The organism is Methanosarcina barkeri MS (genome assembly GCF_000970025.1).
GTDB classification, from domain to species: domain Archaea; phylum Halobacteriota; class Methanosarcinia; order Methanosarcinales; family Methanosarcinaceae; genus Methanosarcina; species Methanosarcina barkeri.
The window spans coordinates 2471046-2487310 of the sequence record NZ_CP009528.1; the positions used below are offsets into that span (position 1 = coordinate 2471046).

Sequence of the window (16265 nt, forward strand, 5' to 3'; positions counted from 1 at the left end):
CTTCTGATTTACCTGTCCGGGTCATCGAACTTTATTTCGTTAAGTTCATCTTCCTGTGCATTCTTCATTTTTATCTTCTTTTGACGCTTTTTATAGATAACAGCGCCTGCTATACAGACGAGTATAGCTAATCCGATATATTTCAGTGAGCTGGAATTACCCCCGCCCGATTCATCAGACTCGGCTAATGGGGTAAAAGACGAGGAATAAAGGGATAGCTCTCTTTCCACAGTCTGCCTGATCCCGTCATTTGAGGTGTAGGTAATTTCAAATTTTATAGGGAGTTCTTTTTCCATTGCTGCCGGCTTCAGACTGAAATCGGCAATTGTATTGTCTCCCTTTTGCAGGTTCCCAAGAACTACTGAGTTACTGCTACCGTCCGCAACAGTCCAGTTTGCCTGTCCGGGAACAGAGATTTTGACTGAGTTTGCCGCGTTGTTTCCGATGTTCGAAACCGTGAAAGTATAATCTCCGGTCGGGCTTCTTTCCATGAACGCGATATCGAAATCCGTTGTGCCTCCGATATAGATTCCTGCCTTGCTTTTGATTTCTTTTCGCTTCTGGTTTTCGACAGTGCCCGCTTCCGTGATAGTCTGAAGTTCTTCAATATCATCATAGGTGAGCACCATGTCCATCTTATAAAGGCCTGGCTTTGTATTGACGTTTGTCAGGACTTCAAAGCTGACATTGGCAGTGTCTCCGATGTCAATCAGGTTAATGTGCTTAACATTGCTTGAGCCCACAGGCAGGATTACGTCATTAGTACAATCCCAGGAAAACATCGCGTTCTTCAGGGGAGAGTTTCCCACATTTTTTATGCCGAAGACAAGATTGGTTTTCTGTCCTGGGACCATTTTTTCGACGCTGATGTATTCGATTTCAGCGTTTGATTCGCTATCAACTTCTATGTCAAATTCTTTTGTAAGAGTAAGCCTGCTATTATCTTTAGTTGTGTAGATGTACACTTTCAGAGGATATTTGCCTTCATTGACGTTATTTTCAAGCCCGAACTTAAATTTTACGACCTTCTGACGGGTATCTTCATAGCGTTTTCCTAGAGTACCTATATTTTTTACAAGTGTCTCACCGCTAAGAGCTTTGAAAGGATACTCTGGCTTGATTTCAATAACACAATTCTCCAGGTCCTCATATCCCGTATTCTGGATCGAAAGCCTAATTTCAAGGACTTCTCCTGGTTTTACCGGATCTGGATCCTGGTTGAGCAGGTCGAGAGTTAAGCCTTTATCAAGGCCCGAACTAATAGAAGTACTATCATTTTCAGAACTATCCTCAGCCAGGACAGGTTGAACGCATGAAGAGAGTAGCAAAAGCAAGCAAATAAAACCTTTAAGTTTAAAACCCATCTCAATTCCTCATTTTTTACTTATTTTATAATTAAAGGAAGTCCAAAAAAGCTTTATCGGGCACATATGGTCCGAATAGAGTTTGTTTGGTATGATTTAAGTACCGATATAATCCTGATAATCTGAAATACTCGAAACTTAACCTGAAATACTCGAAACTTAACCTGAAATAATCTGAACCTAACTTGAAATAATCTGAACCTAACTTGAAATAATCTGAACCTAACTTGAATATAATTTAATTTGTTCTAAACATTCCATAGTTTTCTCTCTCAGGTTTCGGCCTCCAGCATCTTGTGTTGAGTTTCTGGGTCAAGTTTTTCCTCATTCATATCATCCCTGATGATTTTTCCATCCTTCAGTTCGATTTGCCTGCTTGCGTATTTTGCAAGGTGCAGATCGTGCGTAACCATAACTATTGTTTTACCTTCTTCTTTCCAGAGCCTGTATAGAATTCCCAACAATTCTTTTCCGGTAACACTGTCCAGAGCCCCTGTTGGCTCATCTGCAAGGATGATTTCAGGGTTGCAGGCGAGAGCTCTTGCAATCGAGACTCTTTGTTGCTGGCCACCCGAAAGTTGAGAAGGCTTATGCTGAATTTTATCCGAAAGCCCCAGGAGCGCAAGCGTTTTCTTTGCCCGTCTTTCTGCCACCCGATCATCAATTTCCTGGATTTCCAGGGGTAAAAGCACATTTTCAAGAGCCGTCATGCCAGGAATCAGGTTATACTGCTGGAAAACAAATCCAATTGTCCTGCCTCTCAGGGCTGCAAGATCCGATTCTTCAAGGCGGGCTATATTTCGTCCTTTCAGGAAAATCTGACCTTTTGTAGGAGTATCCAAGCAGCCCACCAAGTTCATCATTGTGGACTTTCCGCTTCCAGAGGGCCCGACTATTGCAACAAACTCTCCTTTTCGGAATCTCACGTTCACAGATTTCAGGGCATTGACCTGAACTTCTCCCATTTGATAAATTTTCCAGACATTCTGAAACGATATAAGTATATTTTCCATATTTTCTCCTGTAAAACCTACTAAACTAATAATAATTACATATTTAAAAGTTTACTCTTTTTTGAATATTATTTAAAATATCGGGTATATATATAAGAGAATAAGGTAAAATATAAAAGTAAATTAAAGAAAAAATACAAATATTATTAAATATATTGTAAACATGAGTGTTTTTTAGGAGCTTATTCAAAATCCGTATCTTCAAAAACAAATAACTCATCGATTGTGGTGTCCAGGCATCTTGAGATCCGGTATGCAAGTTTTAATGAGGGGTTGTATTTTCCTTTTTCAAGAAAAACAATGGTTTCTCTCCTGACTCCTACCATTTTTGCAAGGGCTTCCTGAGTAAGATCATGCCTGGCTCGGAACTCCTTGATCCTTGTTTTCATTATGTAACCTCAGATGTCTTTATTCAACATCACTTTTTTGCATGAAATACCACCTGAAAATATTTGCTGAAATAGCCATGAAGATAAGAAGTATACCAAGCACGCTTCCAGCAGTAAATTCAACCAGTTTGAAGTAGTTTGCCAAATAGAGCACTGAAATGAGTACCAATGTCAGAAGCCAGGAATAAGTAATTCCATAAGCTGCTAGTTTTTTTGTCCTTTCATCTCTGTCTGGAAGGTCACCCTGCCTGAAGAGCCTAAAGGCTGTCAGAACAAAGAGGACTAGCCCCATGATGATTAAAAAACTTGAAACTGAAGCTTCATTTTTATAACAAATTGCTGCTATTATCCCGGCAAGCAGAATAATAACTCCTAAAGCAAGCTTGTACATATATATCTTTTTGATATTTTTCATAGTTATCCCTTTGAATAATCTTAGTTTTAATAAGCGTAGCCTGGTTGAGTCTATTTTATTTAACACTACCAGGGTATTGTTCCTTAGTTACAACATGTTATTAGATATTAATAACATTTTATTAGATATACACAACATTTAGTTAGATTTATTTAACATATGTTAGATCCATATAACATATTATAATATTTAAAGTTTGTCAAAAAAGAAATCTTAGCTCTGAGTCTAAATCTAAATTTTTTTATTTATTACATTTTTCTGAAAATGACCCTCTCATGCTTGACCTGCTAGGCTATCCTGACAAAGCGAGGCACAATACAAAGAATAACGTAATACAAAGAGAACAACGCAATACAAAGAGAACAACGCAATACAAAGAATAACGTAATACAAAGAGAATAACGCAATACAAAGAGAATAAGCACAATGTAAAGAATAAGCATAATACAAAGAATAACGCAATACAAAGAATAACGTAATACAAAGAGAACAACGCAATACAAAGAGAACAACGCAATACAAAGAATAACGTAATACAAAGAGAATAACGCAATACAAAGAGAATAAGCACAATGTAAAGAATAAGCATAATACAAAGAATAACGCAATACAAAGAATAAGCACAATGTAAAGAATAAGCACAATGTAAAGAATAAGCACAATGTAAAGAATAAGCACAATGTAAAGAATAAGCATAATACAAAGAATAATATTTGTGCGCTGTTCTGAACTATAGAAGACCCGGATACTAGGGAATTAATTTTGATATAACCACAAGATATCACGGAAGATGTGAGACAAGAAACAGCAGAAGTGACTCAAAAACACAAACGTCTTATAAGACAGAAGATTCCTTAAAAAGGCAGAAGATTTTTAAATAGAGGTTCTGGAGCAGATTAGAATGACCCTTGTTATAGCTTTTATCGGAAAAAACGGTGCTGTAATGACCGGAGACCTGCGGGAAATTACATTCGACGGAGATAAATCGAACAGAGAGAAACTTGAAAAAGAGCTTTACAACGGGACAATAGTCACGGATGATGAGCTCGCAAAAAAAGCCCGAGAATTCGGGGTCGGCATAACTGTTATGGACTGCAAAAGTAAGATATCGGAAAGAGACGGCATTTTAATAGGAGAAGTATCCTCAATTGTATGCGGGGTCATCAAAAAAAGAAGGCTGTACGCCTCAGCCGGAAACTACGCAATTGCCGAGTTCAAAGATTCCGAGATTACCTTAACCTCACACGCAAAGGGAAGCAACCTGATCGTTCTCGGAAATGATTTTACGAAGCAGGTAGCCAATAAATGCTTCAAAGACAACTGGACGAAGAAGAGCACTTTTCAGGATGCCGTAAAAATTCTCATGCTCTGTATGGAAACCGCAGCAAGGAAAACCGCGTCTGTAAGTAAGCAGTTCTATCTGATTCAGACTACATCAAATGTTGATGTTTTAAAAATTGTGGATAAGGACCGAAACAACTGAAAAAGCAGAAGAAATAACCGAAAAACTGAGAAGGTATAATCGATAGCTGAAAAAGTATAATCGATAGCTAGAAAAGTATAATAGATAGCTGAAAAAGTATAATCGATAGCTGGAAAAGTATAATCGATAGCTGAAAAAGTAGAATCAATAGCAGGAAAAGCAAAATAGATAGCTGAAAAAAATAATAAGATCAAATGAGTAGCTAAAAAACAGAATAAAAAGGTAATAAATTGAATAAATAGCTAATAAAGAAATAGTTGATGAAGATAAAATAATTCTCTGTCAGACCTTTCTCCTGCTTTTTCCTTATTCACCCGCAAAAAGCTCAACAAATTCGAATTTCGTCACATCAAACAGGCCTTTATCTCCCAATTTAAGTTCAGGAATTACCAGAAGCGACATAAATGAAAGTGTCATAAAAGGTGACATAAGCGAGGTTCCCAGTTTCCGGGCTTCTTCATTTAACTGTTCGTAACTTGAAGCCACTTCTTTTCCATCCAGAGTGCTCATAAGGCCTGAAACCTCCAGTGGAAGATCAATAAGATTTTCTTTGGTCCCGACAACGATTCCCCCCTGGTTTTCGACCAGCCTGTTGACGGCTTCAACTATATCCTCGTCCGTTGCTCCGACTGCAATTATATTATGACTGTCGTGAGCAATGCTGCTTGCAATAGCTCCTTTTTTCAGGCCTATGTTCTTAATGAAACCGATCTGGACAGGGTCATCGGCATACCTGCTCAGAACAACCATTTTCAAAATATCCCTGGCAGGATCTGAAACCAAATTTCCGTTTTCTACTTTTGGAAGTGCCAATTCCTGACCTGTGACCAGTTCTCCATCCTGGGCAACTATTACCCGGATTTTTTTCATTTGTTCCCCGTTACTCCCGGAAGCAGGCACAGCCAGTTTTACATCGTCAATTGAAATTTTGCTTCTGTTAAATACGTTTTTTGCAGGAGCTTTTTCAACTGAAAAAAGAACCTTTCCGTCATCGTAAACGCAATTTCCGTCAATAAAGGTCTTCAGCACATTGAACACTTTCAGGTCGTCAACAATAATAAAATCGGCAGGATCTCCCTCGCGCAGCATTCCGACATTAAGTCCGTAATGTTCCACAGGATTGATAACCGCTGCCCTTATGAGGTTATAAATATCAAGTCCTTCTTCCTGCCCGCGCCTGAGAAGCTTATCGATATGTCCCTCATATATCAGAGTATCAGGATGGGAATCATCGGTGCAGAGCATAACCGATTCGGGATATTCATCTATCAATTTGTACAGAGTTTCAAAATTCCTGGCTGAACTTCCTTCTCTTATGAGGATCTTCATCCCGAGATTTATTTTCTCAACAGCTTCTTCGTATTCGAAGCACTCATGGTCTGTTGAAATCCCTGCAGCGATGTATTTCTGAAGATCTGCTCCCCTCAGGCCGGGAGCATGACCGTCTATAATTTTGCCGTACTTTTTTGCGGATTCCAGTTTCGCCATTACGTCTGGGAATCCTAAAATCACACCTGGGAAATTCATCATCTCGGAAAGGTAACACAGATCATCTTTTACCAGCAGGCGGTCAACAGCTTCTGCATCAAGTGCTGCTCCTGAGGATTCAAAAGGTGTGGCTGGCACACACGAGGGAACTCCAAAATAGACTTTCAGAGGGGATCTTTTTGCATCTTCAAGCATAAACTCAATGCCCTCTTCCCCCATAACATTTGCAATCTCATGGGGATCGCTGACAACTGCAACCGTTCCTTTTGCAACAGCCATCCGGGCAAAAACTGAAGGCACGGTCATGGAGCTTTCTATATGCACGTGGGCGTCCACAAGACCGGGCAGGATGTACTGCTCGTTATCGTGTTCCTTTTCTTCGACACTAATAATCTTTCCGTTTTCAACGGTAATTTCTCCTTTGAACTGCCGCCTGGAAACGGCGTCAATAATAATCCCCGAGTATTTTTTCATGGGGATTTATTTCGCCCCAGCAATGTATAAATTTTGCCAAAAAGCCAGGATTTAAGGACTTGAAGAAAAAGAATAAAAAAGGAAGATACAGGTTAATTGGTCGATTACCTTTCATCAAATGCAAAAAAACTATAGAAATATATAGGCACTTTTTTGTTGACTACAAACATCGGTTTTGACCATGTAAAAGTGGCACGAAAAGATAAATAAAAGGTACACTGTTAAGTCTTCGGGGATGACTATATTACATGTTCGTCTGTAACTGGAAAATTTCTTATCCCCCTAAGTCTTAACAGTGCCAAAAAAGGAAAAGATAAAATGAAACCAACACGAGTTCCTAATAATCCTTGTTTTTCTTCTGGGCCTTGCGCCAAACATCCAGGTTATTCTGTTGAAGAGCTGAAGGATACACCTTTTGGCCGGTCACACCGGAGCAAACCTGGCAAGGAAAAATTAGCTGAAGCAATTAAAAGAACAAGAGATATGCTTGGACTTCCTGATGATTATCTGGTAGGTATTGTACCGGCTTCCGATACAGGCGCTTTTGAAATGTGCTTGTGGTCTATGCTGGGGTGTCGCGGGGTTGATGTCCTGGTTTGGGAATCTTTCAGTAAAGGATGGGCAACCGACATCACTAAACAGTTAAAATTAAAAGATACCCGAGTTTTTGAGGCAGAATACGGGAAATTACCAGATTTAAAGAAGGTCGATTTCAAGAATGATGTAGTCTTTGTCTGGAATGGGACTACAAGCGGAGTCAAAGTACCTAATGGCGACTGGATTCCTGATGACCGGGAAGGGCTCACGCTTTGCGATGCCACTTCTGCTGTATTTGCTATGGACATACCCTTCCATAAATTGGATGTCATTACATTCTCATGGCAGAAGGTTTTAGGTGGGGAAGGTGCACACGGGATGCTGATTTTGTCTCCGCGGGCTGTTCAGCGATTAGAAAGTTATACTCCTGCCTGGCCATTACCCAAGATTTTCCGAATGACCAAAGGTGGTAAACTGAATAAGGGGATTTTTGAAGGCTCTACTATTAATACCCCATCCATGCTGGCTAATGAAGATTGGCTGGCCACAATGAAATGGGCAGAGTCTATCGGAGGGCTTAAAAAACTTATCCAGCGGACAAATGAAAATCTGGCGGTCTTTGAGGCATTTGTTGCTAAAAATAACTGGATCCATTTTTTAGCGGAAACAAAAGAGATAAGATCCAGTACCAGTGTCTGCTTTAAAGTTGATTTACCCGACGAAAAGCTTAAAGCACTGATTAAAACGCTTGAGAATGAAAAAGTTGCTTATGACATCGGTTCTTACCGAGATGCACCTTCGGGTTTGCGCATCTGGTGCGGTGCTACCGTCGAGAAAGAGGATTTACAATGCCTCTGTGAATGGATCGAATGGGCTTACAATTTGGTTAAATAATATTAATCCTTTTTGTTATCAGCAAAGAAGAATTCATAAGAAGCCATTAATATCTTTTTTGCTGATAGCAAAAGGATATGTTTTATCCCAAAATTTGTCTCACGCGGACAGATATTAAATATCCCTTCAAAACCCTTTTTACACACTTGATTTATCAGAGAAATTTTCATTTGTCATTGGTTAAGGATTTATTTCCTTCTCCTGGTACTCTTTTTTGAGTCCAATCTATCACTTCTTATTCAAACCATTCTTGTCTGAATCTTTCTCTGTTTACATGTGGATCCAATGCTTGACTTTCATATACACTCATTATAGTTTCAAAAGTTCTTTCAATTCCACATCTCTGAAGGATTACTGTCAATAAATTTGCTGCATTCTCTGCAAATATTGTGCTCCAACATAAATGCGTATATTGAGCCATTTTTTCAGGATGAGCTGTTGAGTTTCTTACAAGAAAATATATTTTTCTGCTAACTATTAGTGTTAATATTGCTGTCCAGACTGCTAACTATTAGTGTTAATATTGCTGTCCAGATTAGAGCCAATATTGCTGTTCAGATTAGAGCCTCAATCACTGTACATTCTTTGTTTCAAGAACTTCAAGAGCGTATTTGCTTTTTAACTCCTTAACAGCAGTTATACATCCCATCTTACCCATACAATTTTGCGATGTCTTTTGCATTCAAACCATCTTTCTGAATATTTGTGATGTATATGTGATGCTTTTTGTCCTCGCTATTATATACCGCAACAAGACGTACAGACATCTCATCCTGCTTTTGCTTGCCTTTATACGCTCTTCTTTTGAATACTATTTTTATAACTATATCAATATATTTTCTAGAAGGTTGTTTGATGCATTCACTACCAGTTTTCTCCATGAAATCTTTGCACTTTGTTTTTGGTATTCCTTCATCGATTGAAACAAAACAATAGGATCCATATTCTTCCTTATTCTTGAAACAAAATATCCCCCATTTTCTTCAACTCTTGCAAACATTTGAGTTTTGTAAAAACCAAGATCAACAAGCAGAATACGGTCTTTGATCCGGGGACCTATTTTTAATGTCTTTATCTCAGCTGTTTTTTCAGAGTACAGAGCAACGGTTCTAGGTCCGTTAGCAACTGCACTTACCATAACTCCTACTTTTATGCCTGCGACTACTGTTCTTGATCTTGCTGCTGGAAACTTGTCTGCTAAAGAGGAGTGAAGACGAACAATTGTACTGTCCTGAATGATAACATCCTAGAAGCTACATTTGGTTCTACAAATGGATTAAAAAATTAGACTTTAAGGTAAATATATACCTGAATTTCAGAATAATTTCTGATTTATATTTAACCCCAACAATGCCAATTATCCAATAGTAGAAATGGATCGAGTTTTGAGACAACCTGACAGGGTCAATTTTACGTTCACATTTTATAAGACCGGGTTCTTTGGCAGTTTGCCTTAACCAATCTTTGGGAAACATTTCCCGAAGAGAGTCTTCAAGAGTAAGGGGGAACGAGGCAACATAGATACACGAATATTGGATTAATTATATAAAAACATATAGAGAATCAATTGTCTAACGCTTAACCGATGAGGCATGGACTAATTATGCAGTTCCATTGGATCACATATGCGAAGGAAAATTTAGATAATTAGTAGATACGAGGGTTACTATATGGCAAATCTTTTTCTAAACAACTCCATGAGCATTTATGAAATAGATTCCCTGGCACGTAAATATTGCTCGGAAAAGCAATGGGGAATGGGTATATTCATAGCAGTCTTTGACCCATCCATAAATGACGTTTTGCTGGTTAAAACGGGACAATATGCCATGGACGCTGACGGAGGTACTCCGTGGAATCTTCCTGGAGGAGGGGTTGAACCGGGTGAATTGCCCAGTCATGCCGCTCTACGAGAACTAAAAGAAGAAACCGGTTTATCATCTCCTTCAGGTTTACGATTTGCTGCTTGGCTGGAAAGGCCTTACTTTCGATCACGATGGGGAACTACTGGAGAGTTGGTCATCTTATTTTGCGGAGTAGATAGAACTAATGGATCTGGACTTCGTCCAGCACCGCCAGAAATAGTGCAGTGCGGATTTTATCACTTCAATTTACATGAATGGCTTAATGTACCTTCAAAAGGAAATGATAACCATCCTCTATCACCACTTCCTCGACATTGGGTCTATTGGACTTTGATAGCTCAAATGATGCTCAAAGATCCGAAAATGTTTCCAGTTATCCACGAGTACTCTTCATCTGAGGATATGGCACTTCCTCTAGAGGGATTAAACTATGGATGGGGATTGAATTATAAATTTTAAAGCAACAAATGAGATTATCATCGCCAATGTTCTTAGCGATTTTCTCTCCTTGAGATCCCAAGTTTATTATTCTATTTAGGCTCTTTCGATCACTAATTTCATATGCTTTATCATACGCATCAATGAGCATATCCATTATATTTTCAAGACGAAGTCGATCGTTTTTGTACTTATCTTGTTCATCTTCAGACTGAAAAAGTGATTCTATGATATTAAGCAAATTGGACAAACAATTTTGAATTTCCTCTTGATTCTCGGCCAAAGAAAGAAGATCCTGCCAAACACGAGCCTGTTGATGCGATTCCTTTTTCTTTGCCCAGTAACCTAAGACTTTTTTGAATTCCTTATTAGCTTTATATATTTCTTTTTTAAACCCCAGTAGTTGAGCTCTGCGGAAACGAAGTTCAATTTTGTCCCTTGTAGGTTCACCACTGCCAACTTTTACTTGTTTGAGATAATCTCGAGTTCTATTTGATTCTTCCCATGCTACATCCAACCAATGATCCCGGACTTTTGATTTGCTGTGGAGCAAACGCAAACGATGAACCAGAAGTAAATTACGTGACTGCTGAAAACAACTACGTGGGTCTCCAATTCTAGCATGGAGGGCTAAAGCTTCATTCAACGATTTTTCTGCTTCTTGAAACATACTATCAGTCCTCTCTGCAAGTTGAGAAATAATCAAACCCTGTGCGTTGAGAATGGATGCTTTTCTAGCTATATCTCCAGCACGAGATGCGAAATCAGAAGCTTTATAGCAACATTCGATTCCCTTAATTTTATCTTTGAATATTCCTTTTCGTCCCAATCCATAGACTAGCCCCCGAAGAAAAAGTAGATAAGCCATTAATCGAGGATAATCGTAAGCCCTCTTTTGCTTCTGTAATTCAGACTTTATCTTCACTAATTCTTGTTCAATTTTATCAAGTTCGTCCAGGGCAATGTCAAAATTCCGATCGATTCGGAGAATATTTGCCAGTTCAAGATGTGCTTCAACCATTGCCACAAGATCTCCTTGACTCCGAAACTTTTCCATAGCCTTCAGAAGATCTTCTTTGCTAGGTTTTTCCTCATCACTTCTACGGGTGATCGAGTAAGTTGTAGCACGCAATCTTTCTACTTCAGCCTTCTCTTTATCATCTTTAGCGCACTCATCAGCGTATTTTAATTCTAGATTAGCATTTGTTAAGTTACGCACTCTAATCCATAACATTGCTGCACATAGATGACGCTTGAAATCGGTAATATTTTCAACCCAGGAAAGAGAAGACTTTCTCTCACGTTTAAGGCTATTAAGATCTGCTTGAAAACTCTCTAATTTACTATTCAACTTTAGGTACTCTGGGGACTCATCAGAACTAACTAATTCTGTGAGGATATTTTTTATGGCGGAACTGCTGTTACCTTCGACAAGAAAAGAGCGTGGCTCTCGTTTTATGAGAACTTCTCTCAATGAAATATCTTCCCATTTTGCAGCCGACAAGTTTTTTGATGCTTCTTTTAGCAGATTATTCCTCTGACTCTGAAAATCACTGGAACTAGAAGTGTACTTTAACGTAGTCTCAGGTAGAAACTTGAACCAATATACTTTTTGGTCTGAATCTGTCTTCAGCAATTCAGGATGTACACTGAAATGGTCATTTCCGCTGTAACCAAGGAAGATGAAATCTCGTTCTTGCAAACAAGTAGACAACACTTTTGCTGTGCTTTCACCAAGTCCAAGTCCAACTCTATTAAGAGTAAAACGGATCGATTTATATTTCGACAACCCTGCTTTATTCGGCTCGATAGAACCATGAAGCTTAAATAAATGTGAACTAAAGTCTGTCGGCTGTTTCTTAAGGAATTCTCGATAATGTTTCTCATAAAATATTGGCTGACATGCAATTCCTATGTTTTCGCAAGCTTTCTCAATCAATGTGTCAACGTTTGTCGTAAATACACAATGCCCCTTGAGCAAAGCCAAAGCCAAAAAGTAGTGATTATAGTTAGGTATTCCAGAATCTAATGAGTTATAAAATTTGAGAGAGTTATTGCCGTGTACCTGCTGAATCACCTGAAGCAATACTTCAGGCCTCAATCTCTCGGTTATTAAATCAATATCTTTATTCTTTGTATGAGTCCAAGTGTCTGGACCAATACTGCAGAGGAATTGCTTACTGAAATCTTTAAAATTTTTCAGTCCAGACTCAATAGATACTCCTGCACCAACAAAAAATGCTAATTTCTTCTTCGGTGCGGTTATTGCCTCATAAAGTAAATTATTCGGATCGTTCTCAGAACTCATATCTCATTCCTTCTATCGTACGAAGAGTCACTTAATTTGTCGGCAACTGACATAACCTATTATGCACGTTGGGTCTTAAATTTCAAATATTCCAAACGGAAACAAGCAATGTTAATGTTTATTGATAATCTGCCTAAAATTAATTTTAAATGATGATATAGTTGACTAATTTTCTCAGTTGCAACACAAATCGTTTTTTGAGACAACAGCTTTAATGTTATTTTTCCACTCGAGTACTTAATTATTAAAAGAGGTGAATCTACTTTTCTGTTGAAATTAAAACATAAACTTATTTATTCTTTAAAAACTACGATCAAATATATAAAAGAAAGACAGATCAAAAGGAAAAACTTCCGATGACAAAAAAGGAATCTAAAATTGTGGTAGCTGGAGACGTAACTGTTGATTGGTTTATGTATCCTGTCAAAGCCCGTGATGAAGGTGAGAACTGGCGTTTACATGACGCATCCCATGCAGATGTACTCCCTGGCGGAGCAGCGTTACTGACCAGTTTTATTAAACAGTCAATTGAAGAAGAGGAAATATTAGCCACCGTGACGGGGTCAGAGTTACCAGAAAAAAAGTTACGTAATTTTTCACCGGAAGAAATAATCCACTCCAATGCTATGCTGGATAACTTCAAAACTTCAGGTGATAAAAAGACTGAAATTTTACGTATAAAAGAGTTCTCAGGATATATTGGTCCTTCAGAGAACAAACCACCCCCATGGATGTTGTCACTGGTATCAAAGAAAGTCAATGCCGAAATCATTGTACTTGACGATGCAGGAAACGGATTTCGTAAGATGGAAAATTTGTGGCCTAAGGACTTAGAATCTGTCGAGGACTCGATTGTGATATATAAGATGAGTCTTCCTCTTCTTGATGGCAGTCTTTGGAAGAAAGTTAACGAAATGCATCCAAAAAATCTGATTGTAATTATAAATGCAAGTGATCTTCGAAGAACAGCAGGAATCCATATAAGCAAATCCCTATCCTGGGATCGTACTGCGAAAGACTTAGTATATGAGCTAAACAGATCAGATCCACTTAAGTCATTGCATCAATGTCCTTATTTAGTAGTATTATTTGGTACTGATGGAGCTGTTCTTTACCGTAGAGTAAAGGAAAGAGAAGATGAAGCTTTCGTTATTTTTGATCCATGTTTACTTGAAGACTCTTTTGCATCAAATATTAATGGCAATATGATAGGTCTGACGTCGATTTTTACTGCAACACTTGTTAAACAACTCGCAAAAGAAGGTTTCTATGGACTTATAACTGGAATCCAGAAAGGACTTGCTAATTCACGTTCACTCCTTGAGATCGGGTACAAAAAGAATAATGGATCTGAAAGCCATGATGCTCTTGAATACCCGAAGCTAAAAGAGATTTCGGAAGGAAGTGTTAAACATACTTATTCCTGTAGTTCTATAGAACTGCCTACTAATCTTAAAAATCCAGATCCCAATTTCTGGCGAATTCTTGATCATAACACCCATAATATCCGACAACTTGTTGCACGGGAGATTGTCCTAAAAGGAAAAGCAAACGGATTGGAAAATGTACCTATTTGTAAATTTGGTGATATTAAAACTATTGATCGTGCTGAGATTGAAAGTTATAGTTCAATCAAGGAACTGATAATTGAATTTCTTAAGAATCAAAAACCAAAAAATCCTCTTTGTTTTGCTGTATTTGGACCCCCTGGCTCTGGCAAATCCTTTGGTGTCAAGCAAATAGCCAAATGTATCGATACAAATAGGGACCTACTCGAAAGCATATCTTTCAATGTTTCCCAGTTTGGTGACTATCAAGATATGGTTAACGCATTTCATAAAATACGGGACCTCGCTCTTTCAGGCAAGGTGCCATTTGTATTTTTCGATGAATTCGATTCGGATTGTAATGGTCAGCCGTTAGGATGGCTGAAATACTTCCTGGCGCCTATGCAGGATGGCGAGTTCAAAGAAGGCGATTCGATACATCCTATTGGAAATGCCATCTTTGTGTTTGCTGGTGGAACAAGATATACATTCGAGGATTTCGTTCAAAACTCCCATGGCAATGGCTCAACCCCCATTGTTGTTTCATCTGAAGACAATAAGACTGATCAAAACTCTGTACAGGAAACCGAAGATAAGGATAAAGAGTTTCGAAATGCAAAAGGGCCTGATTTTGTTAGTAGACTCCGAGGCTTTATCAATGTTATGGGACCCAACCGCCAGCCCTCAAAGGAAGATGATGATGACGCATTCATTATCCGAAGAGCACAATTATTGAGAGTAATGCTTGAAAATGACCAGAGAGCCACCAGTCTTTTTAACTCCAAAAGAGAACTAAGTATTGACGATGGCGTCCTACGGGCATTGCTAAACGTGACCAGGTATAAGCACGGTGCTCGTTCTATGACCGCTGTTATCGAAATGAGCCGTCTGGCAGGTAAAAAACGTTTTGATCTTTCAGCTCTTCCAGTTAAGAAACAGCTTGATATGCATGTGGATGCAGATGAATTCTTTTTTTTGACAGAAAAAGAACGGTATCAGTCGATGCTCCTGCTGCGAGATCTTCCTGACCCCAAAGAGACTTCCTTTCTCAAAAAGGAAAATTCAATTGTAGAGTCCGTGGCCGCAGCTATGGATACATCTATGTGTGAAAATAAGGTGAGTCCTCGGAAAGGCAAGATAACAAAATTAGATAAAGACGCTTCTTTTGAGGAACTTAAAGATGCTGCTGAGGATATTCCCAACAAACTTTGGGCTATCAATAATGGCATCAGAAAGATCACAGGCAAAACACCACATATACCAGATATCACTGGTGATGAAATTGAGACATTTGCCAGGCTTGAATATGGACGACTGTGCCGCAATAAAAGACTTCGACAATTATCAGACAGTAGTGAGGGTAAAACCTTCAATAATTCTATGTTACAATCTAAGAATTATGATCAACTTGAAGAAAAAGAAAAAGATAGGTTTCGGGAATTGGTCTACACAATTCCTCCAATACTCAAAAAGGCTGGATATGAAATCTACCGCATGAAAAATGTTGAGGAAATTAGCGATCCAGAAATTATTAATCGTCTTGCCAGGGATCTTCATGAAAAATATGTTCAAGAGAGACAGCTTAAAGGAGAAAACCGTGAAACGAACCCGTCCTTAGTTAAATTTGAAGATCTGCCAGAAGATATCAAGGAGGCTAATTTTGACAATATAAAAAAGATTCCTGAAAAACTCAGTTGGATTCACTACAGTACTCGACGCATTCAACAGGATGAAGAGCAAAGAGAATTAACTCTAACAGAAAAAGAGATTGAAACAATGGCAAAAAGAGAACATGACCGCTGGGTCTGGCAAAAGATCATGCAGGGATGGACCTATAAAGAAGGCAAAAAGGACTTTGTTAATAAAACTAGCCCATTTATTGTTCCGTGGAACAAGCTTCCACCTGATACTCGAATTAATGACTTTAATGCCGTTCGCCTTATTCCAAAACTGCTCAAAGAGGCTGGATACAAAGCCTACAAGTCTGATTCCGAGAAAAGCGATTGAAACATGTTTATCTCCTGAGCCATAATACGAGAATACAAAAGTA

The 16265-nt window shown here is 38.6% G+C and carries 11 protein-coding genes; 4 read left to right on the forward strand and 7 right to left on the reverse strand.

The genetic code is table 11. From position 1 onward, the window contains the following. Positions 1-8 precede the first annotated feature (8 nt). From MSBRM_RS10025 to MSBRM_RS10040, 4 genes are all read right to left on the reverse strand, one after another. The gene (locus tag MSBRM_RS10025) at positions 9-1364 is read right to left on the reverse strand and encodes a COG1361 S-layer family protein (protein WP_052712818.1); all 1356 of its coding nucleotides are present in this window, start codon (positions 1362-1364) and stop codon (positions 9-11) included. A gap of 272 nt (positions 1365-1636) precedes the next feature. Then, a complete protein-coding gene (locus MSBRM_RS10030) occupies positions 1637-2377 on the reverse strand; it encodes an ABC transporter ATP-binding protein (RefSeq protein ID WP_048117274.1) in 741 nt (246 codons plus the stop codon). Positions 2378-2559: 182 nt separating this feature from the next. Next, positions 2560-2766 carry a helix-turn-helix transcriptional regulator gene (locus MSBRM_RS10035; protein ID WP_048117272.1) on the reverse strand — a complete coding sequence of 69 codons (207 nt, stop codon included), beginning with the start codon at positions 2764-2766 and terminating at the stop codon, positions 2560-2562. Between the two features lie 19 nt (positions 2767-2785). Next, complete coding sequence (locus tag MSBRM_RS10040; RefSeq protein ID WP_048117269.1) at positions 2786-3181, reverse strand: hypothetical protein; 396 nt, start codon at positions 3179-3181, stop codon at positions 2786-2788. 901 nt (positions 3182-4082) lie between these two features. Here MSBRM_RS10040 and MSBRM_RS10045 point away from each other — a divergent pair. Next, positions 4083-4664, forward strand: a complete 582-nt coding sequence (locus MSBRM_RS10045) for an MJ0548 connectase family domain-containing protein (protein WP_048117266.1) — start codon at positions 4083-4085, stop codon at positions 4662-4664. A 306-nt stretch (positions 4665-4970) separates the two neighbouring features. On the opposite strand, the gene ade is transcribed toward MSBRM_RS10045, so the two are convergent. Continuing rightward, entirely contained in the window at positions 4971-6626 is a 1656-nt protein-coding gene (ade, locus tag MSBRM_RS10050) for an adenine deaminase (protein ID WP_048117263.1), read from the reverse strand. Between the two features lie 318 nt (positions 6627-6944). Here ade and MSBRM_RS10055 point away from each other — a divergent pair, with 318 nt between their 5' ends. Further along, a complete protein-coding gene (locus MSBRM_RS10055) occupies positions 6945-8057 on the forward strand; it encodes a phosphoserine transaminase (protein ID WP_048155567.1) in 1113 nt (370 codons plus the stop codon). Positions 8058-8880: 823 nt separating this feature from the next. Here MSBRM_RS10055 and MSBRM_RS21750 read toward each other — a convergent pair. Beyond that, positions 8881-9297 carry a transposase gene (locus MSBRM_RS21750; RefSeq protein ID WP_329957121.1) on the reverse strand — a complete coding sequence of 139 codons (417 nt, stop codon included), beginning with the start codon at positions 9295-9297 and terminating at the stop codon, positions 8881-8883. A 430-nt stretch (positions 9298-9727) separates the two neighbouring features. On the opposite strand from MSBRM_RS21750, the gene MSBRM_RS19525 reads away from it, so the two are divergent. Continuing rightward, entirely contained in the window at positions 9728-10381 is a 654-nt protein-coding gene (locus MSBRM_RS19525) for an NUDIX hydrolase (RefSeq protein ID WP_054864532.1), read from the forward strand. Here the strand turns inward: MSBRM_RS19525 and MSBRM_RS10070 are convergent. Further along, on the reverse strand, positions 10296-12668 hold the full coding sequence (locus tag MSBRM_RS10070) for an SIR2 family protein (RefSeq protein ID WP_048155572.1): 2373 nt from the start codon (positions 12666-12668) through the stop codon (positions 10296-10298). The two genes, MSBRM_RS19525 and MSBRM_RS10070, sit on opposite strands and share 86 nt — an antisense overlap. A 356-nt stretch (positions 12669-13024) precedes the next feature. Here MSBRM_RS10070 and MSBRM_RS10075 point away from each other — a divergent pair, with 356 nt between their 5' ends. Beyond that, positions 13025-16222, forward strand: a complete 3198-nt coding sequence (locus tag MSBRM_RS10075) for a RyR domain-containing protein (RefSeq protein WP_052712821.1) — start codon at positions 13025-13027, stop codon at positions 16220-16222. Positions 16223-16265: the final 43 nt, after the last annotated feature.